At 73.5% G+C, this 19,789-nt stretch carries 22 protein-coding genes and 1 pseudogene; 13 read left to right on the plus strand and 10 right to left on the minus strand.

Going from position 1 to position 19,789, the window contains the following annotated elements:
• Window positions 1-244: 244 nt before the first annotated feature.
• The 7 genes from AC07AZ_RS34950 to AC07AZ_RS34980 all read left to right on the plus strand — a co-directional run bounded on the left by AC07AZ_RS34950 (window position 245) and on the right by AC07AZ_RS34980 (window position 7,337).
• Window positions 245-1,075 (plus strand): ABC transporter ATP-binding protein, encoded by an 831-nt coding sequence (locus tag AC07AZ_RS34950; RefSeq protein WP_478854772.1) that lies wholly within the window; start codon window positions 245-247, stop codon window positions 1,073-1,075.
• Complete coding sequence (locus tag AC07AZ_RS34955; protein ID WP_478854773.1) at window positions 1,072-1,905, plus strand: ABC transporter ATP-binding protein; 834 nt, start codon at window positions 1,072-1,074, stop codon at window positions 1,903-1,905. The genes AC07AZ_RS34950 and AC07AZ_RS34955 overlap by 4 nt, the downstream gene beginning before the upstream one ends.
• Window positions 1,902-2,798, plus strand: coding sequence for a branched-chain amino acid ABC transporter permease (locus AC07AZ_RS34960; RefSeq protein ID WP_478854774.1), 897 nt, complete (start codon window positions 1,902-1,904; stop codon window positions 2,796-2,798). Before AC07AZ_RS34955 ends, AC07AZ_RS34960 begins: the two co-directional genes overlap by 4 nt.
• Before the next feature lie 4 nt (window positions 2,799-2,802).
• Entirely contained in the window at window positions 2,803-3,930 is a 1,128-nt protein-coding gene (locus AC07AZ_RS34965) for a branched-chain amino acid ABC transporter permease (RefSeq protein ID WP_478854789.1), read from the plus strand.
• Window positions 3,927-5,204: an ABC transporter substrate-binding protein gene (locus AC07AZ_RS34970; RefSeq protein ID WP_478854775.1), complete on the plus strand. Its 1,278-nt coding sequence runs from the start codon at window positions 3,927-3,929 to the stop codon at window positions 5,202-5,204. Before AC07AZ_RS34965 ends, AC07AZ_RS34970 begins: the two co-directional genes overlap by 4 nt.
• Before the next feature lie 177 nt (window positions 5,205-5,381).
• Window positions 5,382-6,239: an aldo/keto reductase gene (locus tag AC07AZ_RS34975; RefSeq protein WP_478854776.1), complete on the plus strand. Its 858-nt coding sequence runs from the start codon at window positions 5,382-5,384 to the stop codon at window positions 6,237-6,239.
• Between the two features lie 279 nt (window positions 6,240-6,518).
• Entirely contained in the window at window positions 6,519-7,337 is an 819-nt protein-coding gene (locus tag AC07AZ_RS34980; RefSeq protein ID WP_478854777.1) for an SAM-dependent methyltransferase, read from the plus strand.
• 96 nt (window positions 7,338-7,433) lie between these two features.
• On the opposite strand, the gene AC07AZ_RS34985 is transcribed toward AC07AZ_RS34980, so the two are convergent.
• The gene (locus AC07AZ_RS34985) at window positions 7,434-8,354 is read right to left on the minus strand and encodes a helix-turn-helix domain-containing protein (RefSeq protein ID WP_478854790.1); all 921 of its coding nucleotides are present in this window, start codon (window positions 8,352-8,354) and stop codon (window positions 7,434-7,436) included.
• Window positions 8,355-8,477: 123 nt separating this feature from the next.
• Window positions 8,478-8,708 (minus strand): DUF397 domain-containing protein, encoded by a 231-nt coding sequence (locus tag AC07AZ_RS34990; protein ID WP_356041018.1) that lies wholly within the window; start codon window positions 8,706-8,708, stop codon window positions 8,478-8,480.
• Between the two features lie 208 nt (window positions 8,709-8,916).
• On the opposite strand from AC07AZ_RS34990, the gene AC07AZ_RS34995 reads away from it, so the two are divergent.
• From AC07AZ_RS34995 to AC07AZ_RS35015, 5 genes and pseudogenes are all read left to right on the plus strand, one after another.
• The gene (locus AC07AZ_RS34995; RefSeq protein ID WP_478854778.1) at window positions 8,917-9,483 is read left to right on the plus strand and encodes an ATP-binding protein; all 567 of its coding nucleotides are present in this window, start codon (window positions 8,917-8,919) and stop codon (window positions 9,481-9,483) included.
• Between the two features lie 23 nt (window positions 9,484-9,506).
• Entirely contained in the window at window positions 9,507-10,052 is a 546-nt protein-coding gene (locus AC07AZ_RS35000) for a hypothetical protein (protein ID WP_478854791.1), read from the plus strand.
• Window positions 10,053-10,459: 407 nt separating this feature from the next.
• Window positions 10,460-10,651 (plus strand): annotated as a pseudogene (locus AC07AZ_RS35005) (DUF5133 domain-containing protein); the annotation flags it as partial.
• A 3-nt stretch (window positions 10,652-10,654) separates the two neighbouring features.
• Window positions 10,655-10,810 (plus strand): hypothetical protein, encoded by a 156-nt coding sequence (locus AC07AZ_RS35010; RefSeq protein ID WP_478854793.1) that lies wholly within the window; start codon window positions 10,655-10,657, stop codon window positions 10,808-10,810.
• A gap of 151 nt (window positions 10,811-10,961) precedes the next feature.
• The gene (locus AC07AZ_RS35015) at window positions 10,962-11,186 is read left to right on the plus strand and encodes a hypothetical protein (protein ID WP_478854779.1); all 225 of its coding nucleotides are present in this window, start codon (window positions 10,962-10,964) and stop codon (window positions 11,184-11,186) included.
• Between the two features lie 54 nt (window positions 11,187-11,240).
• On the opposite strand, the gene tgmB is transcribed toward AC07AZ_RS35015, so the two are convergent.
• The 8 genes from tgmB to AC07AZ_RS35055 form a co-directional block, all read right to left on the minus strand.
• The gene (gene tgmB / locus AC07AZ_RS35020) at window positions 11,241-12,224 is read right to left on the minus strand and encodes an ATP-grasp ribosomal peptide maturase (protein ID WP_478854780.1); all 984 of its coding nucleotides are present in this window, start codon (window positions 12,222-12,224) and stop codon (window positions 11,241-11,243) included.
• A 17-nt stretch (window positions 12,225-12,241) separates the two neighbouring features.
• Window positions 12,242-12,433: a putative ATP-grasp-modified RiPP gene (gene tgmA / locus AC07AZ_RS35025; RefSeq protein ID WP_478854781.1), complete on the minus strand. Its 192-nt coding sequence runs from the start codon at window positions 12,431-12,433 to the stop codon at window positions 12,242-12,244.
• 132 nt (window positions 12,434-12,565) lie between these two features.
• Entirely contained in the window at window positions 12,566-12,859 is a 294-nt protein-coding gene (locus AC07AZ_RS35030; RefSeq protein WP_478854782.1) for a YkvA family protein, read from the minus strand.
• A 312-nt stretch (window positions 12,860-13,171) separates the two neighbouring features.
• On the minus strand, window positions 13,172-15,286 hold the full coding sequence (locus tag AC07AZ_RS35035) for a xanthine dehydrogenase family protein molybdopterin-binding subunit (protein ID WP_478854783.1): 2,115 nt from the start codon (window positions 15,284-15,286) through the stop codon (window positions 13,172-13,174).
• Window positions 15,287-15,309: 23 nt separating this feature from the next.
• On the minus strand, window positions 15,310-16,302 hold the full coding sequence (locus tag AC07AZ_RS35040) for an FAD binding domain-containing protein (protein WP_478854784.1): 993 nt from the start codon (window positions 16,300-16,302) through the stop codon (window positions 15,310-15,312).
• The gene (locus AC07AZ_RS35045; protein WP_478854785.1) at window positions 16,299-16,865 is read right to left on the minus strand and encodes a (2Fe-2S)-binding protein; all 567 of its coding nucleotides are present in this window, start codon (window positions 16,863-16,865) and stop codon (window positions 16,299-16,301) included. The genes AC07AZ_RS35040 and AC07AZ_RS35045 overlap by 4 nt, the downstream gene beginning before the upstream one ends.
• A 118-nt stretch (window positions 16,866-16,983) precedes the next feature.
• A complete protein-coding gene (locus AC07AZ_RS35050) occupies window positions 16,984-18,141 on the minus strand; it encodes a hypothetical protein (RefSeq protein WP_478854786.1) in 1,158 nt (385 codons plus the stop codon).
• 266 nt (window positions 18,142-18,407) lie between these two features.
• On the minus strand, window positions 18,408-18,563 hold the full coding sequence (locus AC07AZ_RS35055) for a hypothetical protein (protein ID WP_478854787.1): 156 nt from the start codon (window positions 18,561-18,563) through the stop codon (window positions 18,408-18,410).
• Window positions 18,564-18,651: 88 nt separating this feature from the next.
• Here AC07AZ_RS35055 and AC07AZ_RS35060 point away from each other — a divergent pair, with 88 nt between their 5' ends.
• Window positions 18,652-19,413, plus strand: a complete 762-nt coding sequence (locus AC07AZ_RS35060) for a DUF4097 family beta strand repeat-containing protein (RefSeq protein ID WP_478854788.1) — start codon at window positions 18,652-18,654, stop codon at window positions 19,411-19,413.
• The last annotated feature ends 376 nt before the right edge of the window (window positions 19,414-19,789 follow it).

Below are 19,789 nucleotides of genomic sequence, written 5' to 3' on the forward strand. Positions count from 1 at the left end.
CCACGCGGCCCGGGCCGTCGGGCGGCCGCTGCCCGGCGCGCCCTCCGCCCGACCGCCGCGGTGGCGGGGCCCGTCCGCCCGCCCTCACCAGCCCCTTGGGCGGCCGCACAGACCCGCCGGGTCCGGGTTGGGACGGCGCAGCGAGCCCGCCGTGGGACCTGTACCGGTGCCCGGCGTCCGTGTTGTCGTGAGCGTCCCTTCCCCCGACGCGCCGAGCCCGCCGGCACGGCCCCGAGGAGCCGCGATGCCCGCAAGACCACCGGACGACGAGTCCGCCCTGCACGTCGAGGGTCTCGACGTGACCTACGGCCGTGCCCTGTCCGCCCTCCGGTCGGTGTCCCTGACCGTCCCGCACGGGGGTGTCGTCACCCTGCTCGGCGCGAACGGCGCCGGCAAGACGACCCTCCTGCGGGCGGTCTCCGGCACGCTGCGCCTGCACCGTGGCAGTGTCACGGCCGGCCGGGTCCGCTACGGCGACACGGTGCTCGACGGCCGGGATCCGGTCGCCGCCGTACGGGCCGGAGTCGTCCAGGTCCCCGAGGGCAGGCGCGTGTTCGCCGGGCTCACGGTCGAGGAGAACCTGCGCAGTGGCGGACTAGGTCTCGGCCGGCGCGGCCCCGCACTGGTCCGCGAGTCCCGGGACCGGGTGTTCACCCTGTTCCCCCGGCTCGCCGAACGCACCCGGCAGGCGGCCGGCCTGCTGTCGGGCGGCGAACAGCAGATGCTGGCCATCGGCCGGGCCCTGATGGCGGCGCCGCGCCTGCTGCTGCTCGACGAGCCGTCGCTCGGCCTCGCCCCGCAGATGGTGTACCGGATCGCCGAGGTGATCCGCGAGATCAACGCCCAGGGCACCGCCGTCCTGCTGGTGGAACAGAACGCCGGCATGGCGCTCTCCCTCGCCGACCACGCCTACGTCCTGGAGGTCGGCGAGGTCAGGCTGTCCGGGCCCGCGGACGAACTCGCCCGCACGGACGCGGTCCGCCGCCTCTACCTCGGCGAGGAGACAGGCGAGACCGGGGAGGCGGGAAACACCCCCGCCGACCACCCGCCCCTCCCCGGACAGGGGGCCGCGTGAACAGCCCGCGCCTCCGCGCCGGTCACCCCCGGACCGGCCGTACCGGCCCGCCGCCCGTGCTGCGGGTCCAGGACGTCACCGTGCGTTTCGCCGGCCTCACCGCGCTCGACGCGGTGTCCTTCACCGTCGCGCCGGGCTCGGTGCACGCCCTGATCGGGCCCAACGGAGCCGGCAAGTCGACCTGCTTCAACGTCCTGTCGGGCCTGTGCCGGCCGGCCGGCGGCACGGTGCGGCTCGGCGACGACGAGCTGACCCGGCTCGCCCCGCACCGGATCGCCGCCCTCGGCGTGGCCCGGACCTTCCAGAACATCGTCACCACCGGCGGTACGGTCGCCGACAACCTGATGCTCGGCCGGCACGCCCTGTCCCGGGCCGGCTTCGCCGCGAGCGCGCTGCGGCTGCCGGGGGCCGTACGGGAACAGCGGAACCACCTGGTCCGGGCCCGGGAGATCGCCGAACTCGTCGGCTTGGAGCGGCACTTCGACAGGCCGGTCAGCCTGCTGTCGTACGGCGACCGCAAACGCGTGGAGCTCGCCCGCGCCCTGTGCCTGGAACCCGCCGTACTGCTCCTGGACGAACCGGTGGCCGGCATGAACGCGGCCGAACGGGCCCGCACGGCCGAGGTCGTCCGGGACGTCCGCGCCCGGCTCGGCCTGTCGGTGCTGCTGGTGGAGCACGACATGGGCCTCGTCATGCGACTCGCCGACGAGGTCACCGTCCTCGACTTCGGCCGGCCCATCGCCCACGGCACCCCCGACGAGGTCCGCCAGGACCCCGAGGTGCTCCGCGCCTACCTCGGCACCGAGACCCCACGAAAGGACGTGGCATGACCGGCGTCCTCGACAACCTCCTCGACGGCCTGGCCCTCGGCAGCGTGTACGCGCTGGTCGCCCTCGGCTTCGTCGTCATCTTCAAGGCGTCCGGCGTACTGAACTTCGCCCACGGCTCCCTGCTCCTGCTCGGCGGCTACCTCACCGCGGTCCTCCACGACGACCTGGGTTTCGCCGGGGCGCTCGCCGTGGCCGCCCTGGCGACCGCGGCCGTGGCCGGGGCCCTGGACCGGCTGCTGCTCCAGCGCGGCGAACAGGACGCGCACGGCCCCCATGTGCAGACCATCGTGACCATCGGCGTCGACATCGTCCTGCTGACCGACCTGTCCCGGCGCATCGGCGGCGACCTGCTGTCCCTCGGCGACCCCTGGGGCGACTCGGTGAGCCGTCTCGGTCCGCTGACCGTCGCCGACAGCCGGCTCGCCGCCGTCGTGGTGTCGGCCGTGGTCATCGGCGCGGTCTTCGCCCTCTTCCGGTTCACCGGCTGGGGCCTGTCCCTGCGGGCGTCGGCCGAGGACCCGGAGGCGGCCGCCCTGATGGGCATACGGCAGGCCCGCGTGCGGACCCTCGCCTGGTGCCTGGCCGGCGCGCTGGCCGCCCTGGCCGCCGTCTTCCTCGCCGCGTTCCCGGCCCCCGGACTGGACCGGACCACCGGGCAGATCGCGCTGAAGGCGTTCCCCGCGGCGATCCTCGGCGGCATGGGGTCACCGGGCGGCGCCCTCGCGGGCAGCCTCCTGATCGGTGTGACCGAGGCGCTGGTCGCCGGCTACCAGACCGAACTGCACGTCCTCGGCGAGGGGTTCGGCGACGTCGCGCCGTACGCCGTGATGGTGCTGGTGCTCCTGGTGCGGCCCGCCGGGCTGTTCGGCGGGAAGGGAGCGGTCCGTGTCTGACCTCGTGTCCGGGCGGCCGGCGGTGCGCCGGGCCGCGGTGGTCGTGACCGTCCTGGTCCTGGGCGCCCTGCCCTTCTACCTCGACGTGTTCTGGCTGCGGATCGGCCTGTTCTCCCTGGCGGCCGCCATCGGCGCCGTCGGTCTCGGACTGCTGACCGGAAGCGCCGGCCAACTCTCCCTCGGCCACGCCTTCTTCCTGGCCGTCGGCGCGTACGGCTATGTGTGGCTGGCGGGCGAACCCGGGCCCGCGCTGCCGCCCGCGCTCGCCGCCGTCCTCGCGGTGCTCCTCGCCGGCGCGGCGGGCGGACTGTTCAGTCCCGTCGCGGGCCGGGTGCGCGGTATCTACCTGGGCGTCGCGACGCTCGCCCTGGTCTTCCTCGGCCACCATCTCCTGCTCACCGCGGAGTCCGTCACCGGCGGCTTCAACGGCCGTTCGGTGCCGCCGCTCACCCTGGGCGGCTTCGGGTTCACCGCCGACGACCCCCAACTCGTCCTGCTGGGCGTGCCGTTCGGCGCCGAGGAACGCCTGTGGTACCTCGGTCTGGCCCTGTTCGCCCTCACCTGGTTCACCGCCCGCGGTCTCCTGTGCGGCCGGCCGGGCCGGGCACTGACGGCGCTGCGCGACAGCGAGACCGCGGCCGCCGTGATGGGCGTGCACGTGGCCCGCTACCGTTCGGCCGCCTTCGTCACGTCCTCGATGTACGCCGGACTCGCCGGGGTGCTGCTCGCGCTGGCCTTCCGCCGGGTCGTGCCCGACTACTTCGGTCTGGCCCTGTCCGTCGACTACCTCGCCATGATCGTGCTCGGCGGCCTCGGGTCCGTCGCCGGCGCCGCGGCGGGAGCCGTGTTCGTGACCGCGCTGCCCCTGCTGATGACCCGCTACGCCGACCAGTTGCCGCTGGTGACGGCTCCCGGCTCCGGAGACGGCGCGGTCGGCCCGACCGAGGCGGGCCGCTACCTCTACGGCGCGGCGATCGTCCTGGTGCTGCTGTTCGCACCCGACGGCCTGCACGGCCTGACCCGGCGCGCCCTGGACCGCGCACGCAGCCGCCGGCCCCGTATCCCGCCCCCCGCCCCGACCGCACCCCGACCACCCGCCGAAGCCGTACGACCCAGGGAGCACACCCCGTGACCACCACGCACCACAGACACCGCCCCTCCCAGCTCGTCGCAGCCGCGGCCCTGGCCCTGCTGCTCGCGGGCACCGGCTGCAGTTCCAAGGCCGGGAGCCAGGACGGCGGAAGCGGCGCCGACGGCGTCAAGACCGGGCCCGGCGTCACCGACAAGACCATCACGCTCGGCGCGCTCACCGACCTCACCGGCCCCTACGCCACCCTCGGCAAGAGCATCGTGCAGGCCCAGCAGATGTGGGCCGACGAGACCAACGACAGGGGCGGCATCTGCGGACGCCGGATCGAGATCGTCGTCAAGGACCACGGCTACGACGTGCAGAAGGCGGTGACCTCCTACGCCGACATCGCCCCGGACGTGGTCGCCCTGCCGCAGGTCATCGGATCGCCGGTGGTCGCCGCGCTGCTCGACGACATCGAGCGCGACCACCTGCTGACCTTCCCGCAGGCATGGGCCGCCTCCCTCCTCGGCAAGGACTCCGTCCAGGTCCTGGGCACCACCTACGACGTCGACATGCTCGCCGCCGTCGACTTCCTCATCCGCACCAAGGGGCTGGCCAGGGGCGACACCATCGGGCACGTCTACTTCGAGGGCGACTACGGCGCCAACGCCCTGCAGGGATCGACCTGGGCGGCCGGCAGGGCCGGTGTGAAGGTGGTCGCCCAGAAGATCAAGGCGACGGACACGGACCTGTCCGCGCAGGTGTCCGCGCTGCGCAAGGCGAAGGTCAAGGCGATCCTGATCAGCGCCGGCCCCGCCCAGACCGCCTCGCTGGCCGGTGTGGCGGCCTCCCGGGGGCTGCGCGTGCCGATCGTCAGCAGCGCACCGGGGTTCGCGCCGCAGCTCATGAAGACGCCCGCGGGGGCCGCCCTGGACGCCATGCTCAGCGTGGTGAGCGCGGCGCCGGCCGTCAGCTCCGACCTGCCGGGGATACGGCGCATGGTCGCCGCCTACGAGAAGAAGTTCCCGGGCTCTCCGGTGGACTCCGGGGTTCTGTCCGGCTACAACGCGGCCGAGCTGACCGGCGCCGACCTGAAGAAGGCCTGCGCGGCGGGCAGCCTCGCCCGGGAGGACGTGGTCGCCGCGCACCGGGCGCAGAAGAAGGCCGACACCGGACTCGGCAGCCCGCAGGACTTCTCCGACAACTCCCGGCCCGCGAGCCTGGAGACCTATGTGCTGCGGCCGGACGCGAAGGCGGCAGGCGCCCTGGTGAAGGTGGAGGACGCGCACCGCGCGCCCGGCGTGGAGGAGTACCTGAGGTCCCGCACGTCGTGAGGTCCGGTCCGGCCGGCGGGAGTGATTCAGTCGCGCCGGCACTGAATCCGTTCTCCTTCCTCTATTGGACCTGAGGCGACCGGCCAGCGAGGCTGGGGTGCGTCCGGCGTGCCGCCCGCACGGGGCATGCCGGACGCCAACGGTTCCGCACGACAAGCCGGAAGAGGTCACGCGCACATGCACACTCGCCGCATCGGTGACGTCGACGTCAGTGCCATCGGTCTGGGCGGCATGCCCATGTCCATCGAGGGCCGGCCGGACGAGACCCGCTCCCTTGCCACCATCCACGCCGCGCTCGACGCCGGCGTCACGTTCATCGACACCGCCGACGCCTACCACCGTGACGCCGACGAGGTCGGTCACAACGAGACCCTGATCGCCAAGGCCCTCGCCTCCCACGACCTGGGCCGCGATGTCCTGGTCGCCACCAAGGGCGGCCACCTGCGCCCCGGTGACGGCAGCTGGACGCTGGACGGCAGCCCCGAGCACCTCAGGCGGGCCTGCGAGGACTCCCTGCGGCGACTCGGCGTGGAGGCCATCGGCCTCTACCAGTTCCACCGGCCGGATCCCAGGGTGCCCTACGCCGAGTCGGTCGGCGCGCTGCGGGACCTCCTCGACGAGGGGAAGATCCGGATGGCGGGCATCTCCAACGCCGACCCGGACCGGATCAGGCAGGCCGCCGAGATCCTCGGCGGCAGGCTCGTCTCGGTGCAGAACCAGTTCTCCCCGGCCTTCCGCTCCAGCGAGGCGGAACTGCGCCTGTGCGACGAGCTCGGCATCGCCTTCCTGCCCTGGAGCCCGCTCGGCGGCATCTCCCGGGCAGGTGAACTGGGCTCCTCCTACGCCCCGTTCGCGCGGATCGCGGAAGCCCACGGAGTGAGCCCGCAGCGGGTGTGCCTGGCCTGGATGCTCGCCGCCTCACCGGTGGTCGTGCCCATCCCGGGCGCGAGCCGGCCCGAGACGATCCGCGACTCGGCCGCCGCCGCCGAACTCGTGCTGAACGCGGGCGAACTCGCCGAACTGGACGCTGTCTGAGACGTCCGGCGCCTGTGGTGACGGGCCGGCGGCCTTCCGGCCGCCGGCACTGTCCCCCGTCAGCCCGTCAGCCCGTCAGCCCGTCAGCCCGTCAGCCCGTCAGCCCGTCAGCCCGTCAGCCCGTCAGCCCGTCAGCCCGTCAGCCGTCAGCCGGAAGGCCGTCGGGCCGCCGGACGATGGCCGGGATCGTTCGTTGGCTAACACCGTCGAAGGACCGTTCCCTAGGATGGACTCCCTGTCATGCCAGTCCAGTTGGCGCGGCGCGCACCAGGGGGAACGATGACCACCGGCAAACAGTTGTCCACGTCGATCGACGCCACCGTACCGACGGCCGCGCGGATGTACGACCACTACCTGGGCGGCAAGGACAACTACGCCGCCGACCGGGCCGCGTGCGAGGAACTCGACAAGGTCGTGCCCAGCACGCGCCGGCTGGCCGTCAACAACCGGCGCTTCCTCCAGCGGGCCGTGCGCACGCTGTCGGCGGAGTACGGAATCCGCCAGTTCCTCGACCACGGATCCGGCCTGCCCACGCAGAACAACGTGCACCAGATCGCCCAGGGCATCAACCCCGACACCCACGTGGTGTACGTCGACAACGACCCGATGGTCCTGGTGCACGGCCGGGCCCTGCTGGAGCAGGACGAGCGCACCGCCGTCATCCACGCGGACATGCGGGAGACGGACGCGATCTTCTCGCACCCGGAGACCCAGCGCCTGATCGACTTCTCCCAGCCGGTCGCCGTGCTCTTCAACTCGGTGATGCACTGCATCCCCGACAGCGAGACGGACGGCCCCCTCGCCCTGGCCCGCAGGGTGGCCGACCGGCTGGCCCCCGGCAGCTTCATGCTGATGTGCCAGCTGGTCAGCGAGGACCCCGAGGTCCGGAAGTTCGTCACCGAGTTCATGGACCAGGTCACCCAGGGCCACTGGGGGCGGGTCCGGCAGGAGAAGGACGTCGCCGAGCTGTTCGAGGGCCTGGAGATCCTCGACCCGGGCCTGGTGGAGGTGTCGACCTGGCGGCCCGACTCCGAGGTGGCGCCCCGTCAGCTCACGCAGGAGTGGATCGAGTTCGGCGGAGTCGGCCGCATCCGCTGACCGGCCGATCGTCGCGCGGCCCGTCCGTGCGGACGGGGGGTCCCCCGGACCTCTGACGGCCTTTCGGGCCGGTCACGGGCCCGGCCCTCGTGCCGGTCAGGGATTGGGGTAGCGCTGTTCCATCGTCTCCCGCAGCAGCTCCAGGGACGCACGCGGGGTGAGGGCCTCGTCGGCGAGCCGGTCGAGGGCCACCCGGTACTCCTCGGTCTCGTCGCGGTCCTCGAGGAAGTTGGCGCTCTTGATGTGCTCCAGGTAGACGACGTCGGGCAGGTCGAGGCCGCCGAAACGCAGGTAGGTGACCGGGATGGCCGGTGCCGACGCGTTCGTCACGTCCAACGGCACGATCTGCACGGTCACATGGGACCGCTCGGCCATCATGACGAGGTGCCCGAGCTGTTCCCGCATGACCTCGCGGCTGCCCAGGACACGCAACAGCACCGACTCGTCGACGACAGCCCACAGCTGCGGGGCGTCCGCCCGATGCAGCAACTGCGCCCGGCGGGTGCGTAGTTCCACCCGGCGCCGGACCTCGCTCGCCGGTGCCGACGGCAGACCCCGTCGTACCACCGCCTCGGTGTAGGCGGGGGTCTGCAACAGGCCGGGCACGTACTGGATCTCGAACGTACGGATCGCGGCGGCAGCCTCCTGGAGCCCGACCAGCCGGTCGAACCACTCCGGCATCAGCCGCTTGTCGTAGCGCTGCCACCAGCCCGGCTCGCCGGCGCGCTGCAACAGCTTGAGGAGCACCGACGCCTCGTACTCCTCGGTGCCGTACAGCCGCAGCAGCGCCTGGACGTCGGTTTCCGCGGGGGGCCTGCGTCCCTTGCCCGACTCGATGCGGGAGAGTTTCGCCGCGCTGAACCCGAGGGCGCGCGCCGCCTGGTCCTGGGCGAACCCGGCGTCCTCGCGGAAACCCGCCAGTTGCACGCCGACCAGCATCTTCAGCAGGGTCGGCGCTGGTTCGGGGCGGTCCAGGTACGGTTCCAGGCGGGAGATGCGATGCGATTCGGCAGACACCATGACTCCCAGCAGTCCGGCACAGAGACCATTCACCCTAGCGCACGGCGCCGCAGGCACCCCATCCCCCGTGGTAAACAGGGGAGTTGCCCTCCGCTTCAGCCGGGGCGACGGGCGCCGCCGTCACAGCAGATGATCGAACTCGCCGTCCTTGGCGCCGGCGAGGAACGCCGCGACCTCGGCCGGTGTGTAGACGAGTGCGGGACCGTCGGGATCGCGGGAGTTGCGCAGGGCGATGCCTCCGCCGGCCAGGGTGGCCACCTCGACGCAGTTCCCCTCGGCGTTGCTGTGCCGGCTCTTGATCCATCGGGCGTCCAACGAGCTCGCCCGCACTCCGTTGCGCACTGGTGACACTCCCTCTCCTCGCTGTTCACGTTCTCCGCCGGGCGCTGGGCCCGGCTCCCCGGGCGGACGGAGGGCGGTTTCGCCGGCCTCTTCCGCCTCACGCGTCTGGCGCGCAATTTCTCGTGCAATTGCACACGAGCGCCTTCAGCGTGGATAATAGCCGTGGCGTCAACCCCCGGTTGGGCGCTACGTATTGACGTCGCATCAGGGAGATGCCGTGTCAGCACCTGCGCACCACACGCTGCGGCCTCTGGGGCGGACTGTGTCCGGGGCGGGTGCGGCGGCCTGGAACGGCGGGCTCGCGCGACCGCCCCGGCCGGCCGAGCCGGTCGAGCCTTCGTTCTCGGGGCCGCCGCAGGGGAGCGGCCCCGTCGAGTCCGCCGCCCTGCGGATCGGTCGCAGCGGCGAGGGGTTCGCCCGGGCCCGGGACTTCACCCGGGACACGCTGCGCTGCTGGTCGCTCGGTCACCACGAGGACGACGCCGTCCTCGTGATCACCGAACTCGCGGCCAACGCGGTGGCGCACGGGGTGCCGCGAGCGCCCGGGGCCGAACCCGAGGTGTGGCTGTGGCTCACGCTCGACCCCGCCCATGTGACGCTCGCCGTCTCCGACCCCGGTGACGCCCCGCTCCCCTCCCGCCCCGCCGACGACTCGCGACTGCGGGAACACGGCCGGGGCCTGTGCATCGTCGACGCCCTCGCCGAGGAGTGGGGCTGGAGCCCGCATCCCCCGGACGGCAAGACCGTGTGGGCCAGACTCTCGGCCCTCCCTCCCCCCAGATGACCGCCGCGGAAAGGCCCTACGCCATGCGCACCGCTCCGACGCACGAGCCGAGCACCGAGCGCACCGACCACGCCACGCCCCAGAAGAAAGTGGCCACGAGCACGCCCCTGATGTCCCTCGGCCAGGTGCCCTGGCAGGAGATCCAGGACTCCACGGGCTGCGCGGCGGCGATCCCGCTGCTGCTGAACGGCGTCGCGTGGGGCGATGCCGCCACCGCCCGGACCGCCCTCGGCGAACTGCGGAAACGCATCTGCCAGTACGGCTTCGTCGTGGAGCAGGCCACCGCTGCCACCGTCCCCTTCCTGTGGGAACTCGCCCAGCTCCCGCATGTGACCTGCCGTGCGGAGATCATCAAGCTGCTGAAGAGCATCGCCGACGCCCGCCAGTGGGAGAGCACCGCGGCCGTCTACCCCAAACTCCTCAACCACCGCGAGAACCACGTGGTGTGGGAGCGGGCCGCCCGCAAGGCGGTGCGCGCCCGGCGGGGTGTCCTGCGCAGGCTGCTGGACGAGGAGGACAGCGCGATCGCCCAGGCCACCACGGAACTCGCCCGCACCCTGGGGGAGTAGGGCGCCCGCGCCGTGGGGTGTCCCCGGTGGCCGGCCGGGGCGGTGAGCGCTGCCCCGCCCCCGGGAACCGGGAGGACCACCACCAACCCGCGAGAACGTCGCCCGCGGCATGGACGACGCCGACGAGCCCATGGTCCGCGTGACGCCGAAGCGCTGGAGTCCCTCGAACAGCTCGGGCTGTCCGCCGTGCGGGGCGCGTACCGGATCGTGGTGATGGACGACGGACGGATCCGGGAGATCCGCGCGCACGAGGAACTGCTGCCCCCGGACGGGGCCGCACCGCCCTGTACGGCGGACAGGTCGCGTGCGGGCGTGCGGCCGGACGCCCGCACGGTGCCCGTGGTGCGGTGTCGGCGTGCCGGTGTCGCGGCGACGGAATCGCGCCATTCGTGTACGTGATCGCCGTGATGGTGAATGGTTCCGCCCGAGCCGGGCACACGAAGCGAAACACGAGAGAGGGGCGCTTCGTGCTCGTTCCGGACCCAAAGGTCGTCAGAAAACTGCTGACGCGTTACGCATCGCTGCGGATCGCTCAGGCGCAGCGGGAGAACACGGCTGTGGCACGTGAACTGGAAGACGTGAGCTACACACTGTGTGTGACGATGGGCACTGCGAGTCTCCATGAGGCGGTGGCCCGCGCCGACGCGGTGCTCGTCGCCGCGGAGCGGCGGTCGGTCGCCGCCGTGCACCCCGTCACCTCGGCGGACTCCGCCAGGGCGACGGACTCGGACGGCGAGAACGACCTGCTGGCCGTGTGACGTACGGGTGGGCGGCAGCAGATAGGGCCGCCCACTGGGGTGCCGCTCCCGCCAAGTCCCCCAGGGAAAACACACCCCGCCGTGCGGGGGCCCCTACACTTGACAGTCGTGCCCATGCGCGTGGGCCACGACTCGAAAGGCGCGTGCACGGGTGTTCCAGGATTCCCCCATCTACGACCGGCTCGTCGCGGAGCGCGGCGACATCCCCACTCAGACCCGCAGGGAGGCCGAGCGCGTGACCAGGGAACTGGAGTACGTCATGCGCCCGCTGCAGTCCTTCGGCGGCGCCGCGCCGGCCCCCGAGCGCCAGGCGGCCCCCGGTACCGGATGGCAGCGGGCGGCCCTGCCGCCGCCCCCCGGACACCGCCCCTACTGATCCCCGCCCTTCCTGGTCCCGCCCGTCCTGATCCCCGCCCCTCCTGATTCCCGCTCAGGACACCGTCGTGTTCGCGCCGTTGGTGTGGACATCCCGGTCCGGCCCGGGATCGGCCAGCCACTCGGCGATCGCGCGGGCGATCGGCTGTTCCGTCTCCACCTCGACGAAGCCGAACTGGCCCGACTGGTTGCATTCGAGGAACCACCAGGTCCCGTCGGCGTCCTCGGCGAAGTCGAAGGCCCCGTAGGTGAGTCCGGCCTGGTGGAGGTAGGCGAGGACGGCCGGGGCGATCCTGGGCGGCACCTCCGTTGCCTGCCAGGGCGTGGCGTTCACGGCGAACCGGACGTCGACCTCCTCCGGGTCCGCCTCGGGGGGAACCGCCTTGCGGGCGGCCAGTAACCGCTCGCCCACCGCGGTGAGCCGGATGTCGGCCCGCTTGGCCACCCGGCGCTGGAGCAGGGTGGGGCCGAACGCCACGGCGGAGAAGTCCGCGTCGGGGGAGACCCGGCTGGTCGGGACGGCCCTCGGCGGATCCTGCGGATGGGCACCGGAGACCGGCTTGACCACCAGGTCCGGATAGCGCGCCGCGAACTCCCGTGCGGCCTGCGGGAACGTCGTGATCAGCGTCGCGGGCACCGGCAGGCCGCAGCGCTGGGCGAGCCGCAACTGCCAGGGCTTGTGACGGGCCCGGCGGGCCGCGTCGGGGTGGTTCATCCAGCGGGCCCGCGAGCCACGGAGCATGCCGTAGAGCGCCTGCCCGGACTCCTCCGTCAGCCAGTCGGAGGGCGCGGGAGCCCGGGAGGCCGCGAGACCCGGCCTGCGTACCCAGACGGAGCGCAGGCCGCCGATGCTCACCAGGCGCCCCGCGACGGAGAGATGACCCCGGAACGCGCCGTGTACGTACTCGCCGGACAGCGCGACGCCGCCGGTCAGGTCGGCGGGGTCGAGCCGGACCACCGGGACGGACGACGCGTTCAGATGAACGATCACCATGTCCGCGGTGACATCCTCTTCACAGGTCAGAATCAACACGGTCATATCGGGCGGTTCCGTGTTCAGTCGTCGAAGTGCGTCTTGGAGCCCGCCGTGGAGGTGGTGGTCCCCAGCTCTCTCAGGAGGGCCTTGTCGCAGGCGGCCGGCCGTCCGTCGAAGAGCACGTTCAACTGCAGCCCGGAGTCGTAGACATATGGCACAACGGCCTCCAACTCCGCTGCCGGACGTGCGTAGTTGAGCGTGAACGGTTGCATCGTTTTCCCCTCGCCGGTGTTGCTTCGGTCAGGCGGACGTCACCCTTCGACGCCGCCCGGTCCGCCGACTTCCTTCGGCTTCCTCAGACTTATACGAATCGAACGGGTGATTGGTTTCCTTACTCTCCGTGATCAGAGTCGGTCCAGCTCCTCGCCGGTCCGGTCCGCGGACGGCCCGCGCATGGAACGCAGGGCGAGAAGCAGTACACCGATGTCGTCCAGATAGATGGGGTCGGGCAGCAGGTCCGTCGGCAGCACGAAGTAGAGCAGAGCACCCCAGAACACCCAGCGCGGTCCGGTCGGAAGTCCCGCCCGCCGCAGTCCGCGCCGGGCCCGTACGAGTCGTACGAACAGACCGATCGCCACGGCCAGTACGAGTGCCGCGGCGATCGTGACGACGACGATCAGCGCTGTGGTCGAATCCATGGCAACCCTCCCTCTGCCCGGTGCGCCGCGCAGCGGGCGCTGGTACTCGGATTCCCGCTGGGGGCGCCGGCAGGCACTCATACGCGCGGATCACCCGAGTGGCGTGCGGGGACAAGGGGCCCTGGCAAGGGGGAGCGTGACGTCGCGGTCGCGCGCCGGGGGACTGGAGCGTCCGACGGCCCGACCTGCCCCGAGGCCCCGTTGCCCCCGGACCACCGGCTGCCGCCCAAGGTCAGGCGCCCGCCTGCCGAGGTGCGGCCCCCGGCGAGAGCTGACCGCGGGGCGGACTGATTCCCGCCCGGCGGCTGTCGCTCACCCGACGCCCGTGGACCGGTCGGCCAGACCGGCCAGGACGCGGTCGGGCGTGAGGGGCAGTTCGCGGAAGCGGACACCGGTGGCGTGGTGCACCGCGTTGCCGATGGCGGCGGCCGTGCCCACGATGCCGATCTCGCCGATCCCCTTGCTGCCCATGGGGTTGAGGTGGGGGTCGTCCTCGTCGATCCAGTGCGCCTCGATGTCGGGTACGTCGGCGTGCACCGGCACGTGGTACGACGCCAGGTCGGTCTCCACGAAGTCGCCGAACGCCGCGTCCATCGTGCTGCCCTCGGTCAGCGCCATGCCCAGGCCCATCGTCATGCCGCCGACGAACTGGGAGCGCGCGGTGCGGGAGTTGAGGATGTGCCCGGCCGCGAACACCCCCAGCAGGCGGCGGACGCGGGTCTCGCCGGTCACCGTGTCGACGGCGACCTCGGCGAAGTGCGCCCCGAAGGCGTGCCGCGCCCAGGGGCTGTCGGCGTCCGCCCGGCCGGCGGTGTCGGCCCGGACGGTGACGCCTTCCTCGGGCAGCGGTGCGGGCCGCGCGGCCAGACGGTCCACGAGCCCGGTGCACGCGTCGTGCACCGCCCACCCCCAGGACGCGGTGCCCGAGGACCCGCCGGCCACCGAGGCCCGGGGCAGCTCGCTGCTGCCGATCTCCGTCCTGACCCGCGCGAGAGGCGCACCGAGGGCGTCGGCGGCGATCTGCGCGAGGACGGTACGCGCGCCCGTGCCGATGTCGGCGGCGTTGACCCGGACCACGAACGACCCGTCGGGCAGCGCCTGCGCGGTCGCCGTGCAGGGCTGCACCAGGACGGGGTAGGTGGCGGCGGCCACACCGGACCCGAGGAGCAGCGGCCCGTCGGTCCGGGAGCCCGGCCGGGGGTCGCGCCGGGACCAGTCGAAGCGCCGGGCGCCCTCGCGCAGACACTCCACCAGATGCCGGCTGCTGAACGGTCTGCCGCTGTCTGGCTCGGTACCGGGTTCGTTGACGATCCGCAACTCCACGGGATCCATGCCTAGTTCGCCGGCGAGTTCGTCGATGGCCGACTCCAGGGCGTACATCCCCGGCGCCTCGCCGGGGGCCCGCATCCAGGACGGCGTGGGCACGTCCAGGGCGGCGACGCGGTGCAGCGTACGGCTGTTGGGCGCGGTGTACATGACGCGGGCGGGTGTCGCCGCCTGCTCCACGAACTCCTTGACGCGGGAGGTGTGGGTGACGACCTCGTGGACCACGCTGGTGAGATGCCCGTCGGCGGACGCCCCGAGCCGCAGCCGGTGCAGGGTCGGCGCGCGGTGTCCGACGGAGGCCGGCATGAGGCGCCGGTGCAGGGCGACGGTGACCGGGCGCCCGGTCTGCCGCGCCGCGAGTGCGGCGAGCACGACGTCGGGGCGGGGCGTGCCCTTGGACCCGAAACCGCCGCCGACGTGCTCGGCCCGCACGGTCACCTGCTCCGGCGGCAGGGCGAACAGCCCGGCCAGCACGGCCTGCACGACGGAGGAACCCTGGCTGGAGGTCTGCACGGTGAGCCGGTCGCCGTCCCAGTGGGCGGTGGAGGCGTGCGGCTCCATGGGGTGGTTGTGCAGCGGCGGCACCCGGTAGTCCACGTCGACCTGGACCGCTGACGAGCCGAACGCGGCCTCGGGATCGCCGTGTCGGGTGCGGGCCGGATAACCGCCGTTGGCCTCCTCGGGGACGTACGCCGCCGGATGGGTGTCGGTGAGCGTCACGTCGTGCTCCCGCACGTCGTACTCGACGCGGACCGCGGCGGCGCCGGCCCGGGCGGCCTCCAGGCTCTCGCCCACCACCAGGGCCACGAACCAACCGCGGTGCGGCACCGACGGGTTCTGCAGCAGGAGGAGGGTGGGATCGTCCGCGTCGCCCAGTCGCGGCGCGTTCTCGTGGGTCAGTACGGCGAGGACGCCCGGCATCGCCAGGGCGGCCGTCGTGTCGATCCGCGTGACGTGTCCCCGGGCCACCGTGGCGGGCACCGGCCAGGCGTGCGCCCGGCCCGGACGCTGGTACTCGGCCGCGTAGCGGGCGGTGCCGGTGACCTTGGCCCGTCCCTCCCTGCGCTCGACGGGGGCGCCGACGGCGGTGGTGCCGGCCATGAAGTCCTCCTCGGGATACCGGTTCAGGTCCTGGCGGCGGCGGTGAGCCGGGTCAGGACGTCCAGGGCGAGCCCGCGGGCCAGGGGCACCTTGTAGGCGTTGTCCCGCAGGGGGCGGGCCGCGGCCAGTTCCAGGTCGACGGCGTGGGCGAAGGCGGCCGCGGTGGGCGCCGCGCCGACCAGCGCCTCCTCGGCCCGGCGGGCCCGCCAGGGCCGGTGCGCCAGCGCGCCGAACGCGATCCCGGCCTGGGTCACGACGCCGTCCCGCACCCGCACCACGGCCGCCACGGACGCGAGGGCGAAGGCGTACGACGCCCGGTCGCGGGCCTTGCGGTACAGGGACGGCACGCCGCCCGTGGCCGCCGGGAGCAGCACCCCGGTGACGAGCTCGCCGGGCCGGATCTCGGTGTCACGCTCCGGCCGGTCCCCGGGCAGCCGGTGGAAGTCGGCGGCGGGAACGCTCCGGGCGCCCTCGTCGCCGTAGAGCTCGATCCGCGCGTCGAGGGCGGCGAGGGCCACGGCCATGTCCGAGGGGTGGGTGGCGACGCAGTGCGCGGAGTGTCCGAGGACCGCGTGGTCGCGGTGGACGCCGTCCAGGGCGCCGCAGCCACTGCCCGGCTCCCGCTTGTTGCACGGTTTGGAGACGTCCTGGAAGTAGGGGCAGCGGGTCCGCTGAAGGAGGTTGCCGCCCGTGGTCGCCGCGTTGCGCAGCTGTCCGGAGGCGCCCGCGAGCAGGGCCTGGGACAGCGCGGGGTAGCGGTCGCGGACGCGCGGATGCGCGGCGAGGTCACTGTTGCGGACCAGGGCGCCGACGCGCAGCGAGCCGTCGGGCAGTTCCTCGACCTGGTCCAGCGGGAGGCGGCTGACGTCGATGAGGGCGGCCGGCCGTTCGACCCCGAGTTTCATCAGGTCGACGAGGTTGGTGCCGCCGCCGAGATAGCGGGCGCCGGGGCGTGAGGCGAAGGCGTCCACGGCCTCGGCCACGGTCCCGGCGCGTACGTAGTCGAAGGGCTTCACGGGATCACGTCCTCGACGGCCTCGGCGATGCGGGGATAGGCGCCGCAGCGGCAGAGGTTGCCGCTCAGCCGTTCGCGGATCTCCTCCCGGCTCAGCGGCACCGGCCGGCCGGAGGGTGCGGCCGGGTCGGTGACGTGGGAGGGATGACCGGCGGCGGCCTCGGCGAGCGCGCCGATCGCGGAGCAGATCTGCCCGGGGGTGCAGTACCCGCACTGGAAGGCGTCGCGGTCCACGAACGCCTGCTGGAGGGGGTGCAGCGACTTCCCGTCGGCGGCCAGGCCCTCCACGGTCGTGATGTCGCAGCCGTCCAGGCTGATCGCGAGCAGCAGACAGCTGTTGACCCGCCGCCCGTCCACCAGCACCGTGCAGGCGCCGCACTGGCCCTGGTCGCAGCCCTTCTTCGCGCCGTGCAGGTCGAGGTCCTCCCGCAGGACGTCCAGCAGGACCCGCCGGTGGTCGACGTCCAGCGTGTGCGGTTTCCCGTTGACGCGCAGCGTCGTCCCGGAGTGGTGGCGGGTGGCGGCGGTGCCGTGGGGAGCGTCGTCGTGATGGTTGGAGCCCATGTCGTGGATGCCCTTCCGGAACGGGCCGTGATGCCGTGCCCACCGCGTATCCACCCAGCGGAATCTGACACGTCCGGACGCGTTCCGCGAGGGGCGCCGCGGACCGGAGGCCCGGGGATCAGGGGCCGGGCGTCCCGCGCGAGCCGTCGGCGCCGCTCTCCTCGGACGCGGGGCGCAGCGCCTTCGTGGTGCCCCTGAGGCGTTCGAAGGTCCGGGTCAGCTGCTGGAACGGGGAGGCGGCCTGCGGACCGGACGGGTTCTGCCGCTGCTCGGCCGGGACGGGCGGGAGGGCGGCGGCCGTTTCCCGGTAGGCGGCCAGTGCCTCGCCCGCCCGCTCGGCCGCCTCCCGGTACAGGTCACGGGACCTGGTCATCGCGTCCAGGGCCTCGGCGTACATCGCCACGAGGGCGCGCTCGCGGTCGAGTTCCTCCTGGAGCGTCAGCAGGTGCCAGTTCTCCCGCAGCGCGGTGAGGGCCTCGGCGGCCTCGTCCGGCAGGGGCCTGGGCAGGGCGGCGAAACGGGTCACCGCGTCGATGAGTTCGACGGGTTCCGAGCCGTCCAGGAAGACACTGCGCACGGAGAAGTCCTGCTCGCCGGAGCCGGCCGGAGGTGTCGTCGTCGGCAGGACCACGGCGCCGCCGCGCGGCACCTGCACCCCCACGTCCCGTAGGGCCCAGTTCACCACCCGGAACTGGTGCGGCGCCGCCCGGTGCTCCACCACCCGGTGGCGCAGGCTCGGCGGCAGCAGCCGGGCGAGCGGGCGGCGGCCGCGCTGGTCGGGGGTCATGGCCTCGTGCACGACGACGTGGATGTTCCAGCTGCTCCGCACGGCGCTCCTGAGCAGCCGCTTGACGTCCTTGTCGTCCTCGGGAAGGAGGTTGAGGTGCCGCAGGCGCGCCCCGGTCACCGGCTCCTGGTCCCAGACGACGTCGTCGGACTCGGGCCAGAACATGGTGGCGGGCGACGGCCAGCGCGGGTCCCACGGCTGTTCCGCCTCCGCCGCCAGCACCCAGTCGCGTCCCTCGCCCGTGTCGGGCCGCAGCGCGAGCCGGGCCCGTACGGTCACCCCCTCGGGGACCAGCCAGCGGGCTTCGAAGACCCGGGTGCCGCCGGTCTCCGCCTCGGGCAGTTCCAGATGGTCGACGAGGGCCTCGTCGTCCTTGAGCTGCTGGAGCCGCAGCCGCAGGGCGTCCTCGGCGGCGGGCCCGGTGTGACGGCCGCGGGCCGGCCAGACCGTGGGGGGAACGGTGGCGGGGGTGCTGGGAGCGCTTGGCATGGGTCCATCTGTGAGCAGGGGCAGGTGAGGATGCCAGTATCGTCGCCGTTCCCCCGGGGAACCGCACCGGGGGTCGGCCCGCTCCGCGCGGCAGGCGTGCGCCGCGCGCGGGGTGTGCGGTGTTCACGCCGGCCGGGTCCCGCACACGTGTACCCCTGCCGGCGGCGGTCCGCCACAATGGCGCCTCGAACAGGGCTCGCCCACCATCCGCACAGGGGCGGGCCCTGTCCGCCGACGTGTCGACGAAAGCGTCCGGGGTGGACGTTCTAGCGGGGGGTGAACGTGCCGGGCTTGTTCTCGTCGAGGGACTCCACGGCGTAGTCGGTGGGGGAGCGGGCGCCCTGTTCCTCCTGCTCGTAGACCTTGGCGACCAGGCCGAGCCAGTCCGTGGTCGGTTTGCCGTGCCGGGCGGTGTCGAACAAGTCGAGGGTGACGGAGTCGGCGAGTCCGACGGGCTGCCCGTGTCGCGGTGGACAACGGGGGAATCCGCCCTGTCATGGAGACGGTGCGATGACGACAACGTGCGTACGGCGCCTGGCCGTTGCGCTGGCGGTGGTTCCGCTGGTGGGTGCGTGCGGTGGCGGCGGCGGTCATGACTCGGCCGGGGACGACGGGCCGGTGGGACGGGCGGGGACCCGGCTGGTGATCACCACCGACAACGGGGTGCGGCTGCGGCCCGCCGACGGCGACCGGGTCGGCGTGGAGCGGGGTGTGGGCCACCACTGGACGCACGACGGCGACACCTGGGTGATGGACCTGTCCTGCGCCCGGCACGACGATCGCGACGACGGGTGCCCCCGGATGCCCGAGGTCGACGTCCCGTCCGGTACGGGCGTCACGGTCACCGCCCGCAACGCGGGCATCGACGCGGCCGGGGTGTCGGGCGCGCTGGACCTGACCACGGTCAACGGCGACGTGACGGTGACCCGGGCCGGCGACGACGACGCCACGGTACGGCTGTCCACCCGCAACGGCTCGGTGCGGGCGGTGGCTCTCAAGGCCGGGGCGCTGCACGCCGGCACGGTCAACGGTGACGTGGTGCTCACCTGCGCCACCGCGCCGACCGGCGTCAGCGCGCTGACCACCAACGGCTCGGTGAGTGTCCTGCTCCCGCGCGACGCGCCCGCCTACCGGGTCACGGCGCGGACCGACAACGGCCGTCCCTCCGTCACCCTGCCCACCGGCGGGGCCGGCGACGACCGCACGATGACGCTCACCACCGTCAACGGCGACGTCGGCGCGGGCCTGGTGAGCGCCGGAAAGTCCGGCTGACGCCGACGCGTCGGCGGCGGGGCAGTGGGACGTCCGGCTGACACCGGGCGTCGCCGGCGGGGCGGCGGATCGACCGGCTGACGGCGACCGATCGGCCGGCTGACGGCGACCGATCGACCGGCTGACGGCGACCGATCGACCGGCTGACGGCGACCGATCGGCCGGCGGGCGGCGGGACGACCGGCCTACGGCGGGGGGGGGGGGGGGGGGGGGGGGGGGGGGGGGGGGGGGGGGGGGGGGGGGGGGGGGGGGGGGGGGGGGGGGGGGGGGGGGGGGGGGGGGGGGGGGGGGGGGGGGGGGGGGGGGGGGGGGGGGGGGGGGGGGGGGGGGGGGGGGGGGGGGGGGGGGGGGGGGGGGGGGGGGGGGGAGGGGGGGG

It is taken from the genome of Streptomyces sp. NPDC043878 (genome assembly GCF_056435735.1).

Bases quoted from the DNA above. Each gene is read 5' to 3' on its own strand.
- AC07AZ_RS34950 (WP_478854772.1), top strand. From the start codon at position 245: ATGCCCGCAAGACCACCGGACGACGAGTCCGCCCTGCACGTCGAGGGT.
- AC07AZ_RS34960 (WP_478854774.1), top strand. From the start codon at position 1,902: ATGACCGGCGTCCTCGACAACCTCCTCGACGGCCTGGCCCTCGGCAGC.
- AC07AZ_RS34975 (WP_478854776.1), top strand. From the start codon at position 5,382: ATGCACACTCGCCGCATCGGTGACGTCGACGTCAGTGCCATCGGTCTG.
- AC07AZ_RS34980 (WP_478854777.1), top strand. From the start codon at position 6,519: ATGACCACCGGCAAACAGTTGTCCACGTCGATCGACGCCACCGTACCG.
- AC07AZ_RS35000 (WP_478854791.1), top strand. From the start codon at position 9,507: ATGCGCACCGCTCCGACGCACGAGCCGAGCACCGAGCGCACCGACCAC.
- AC07AZ_RS35010 (WP_478854793.1), top strand. From the start codon at position 10,655: ATGGGCACTGCGAGTCTCCATGAGGCGGTGGCCCGCGCCGACGCGGTG.
- tgmB (WP_478854780.1), bottom strand. From the start codon at position 12,224: ATGACCGTGTTGATTCTGACCTGTGAAGAGGATGTCACCGCGGACATG.
- tgmA (WP_478854781.1), bottom strand. From the start codon at position 12,433: ATGCAACCGTTCACGCTCAACTACGCACGTCCGGCAGCGGAGTTGGAG.
- AC07AZ_RS35030 (WP_478854782.1), bottom strand. From the start codon at position 12,859: ATGGATTCGACCACAGCGCTGATCGTCGTCGTCACGATCGCCGCGGCA.
- AC07AZ_RS35035 (WP_478854783.1), bottom strand. From the start codon at position 15,286: ATGGCCGGCACCACCGCCGTCGGCGCCCCCGTCGAGCGCAGGGAGGGA.
- AC07AZ_RS35045 (WP_478854785.1), bottom strand. From the start codon at position 16,865: ATGGGCTCCAACCATCACGACGACGCTCCCCACGGCACCGCCGCCACC.
- AC07AZ_RS35050 (WP_478854786.1), bottom strand. From the start codon at position 18,141: ATGCCAAGCGCTCCCAGCACCCCCGCCACCGTTCCCCCCACGGTCTGG.
- AC07AZ_RS35060 (WP_478854788.1), top strand. From the start codon at position 18,652: ATGACGACAACGTGCGTACGGCGCCTGGCCGTTGCGCTGGCGGTGGTT.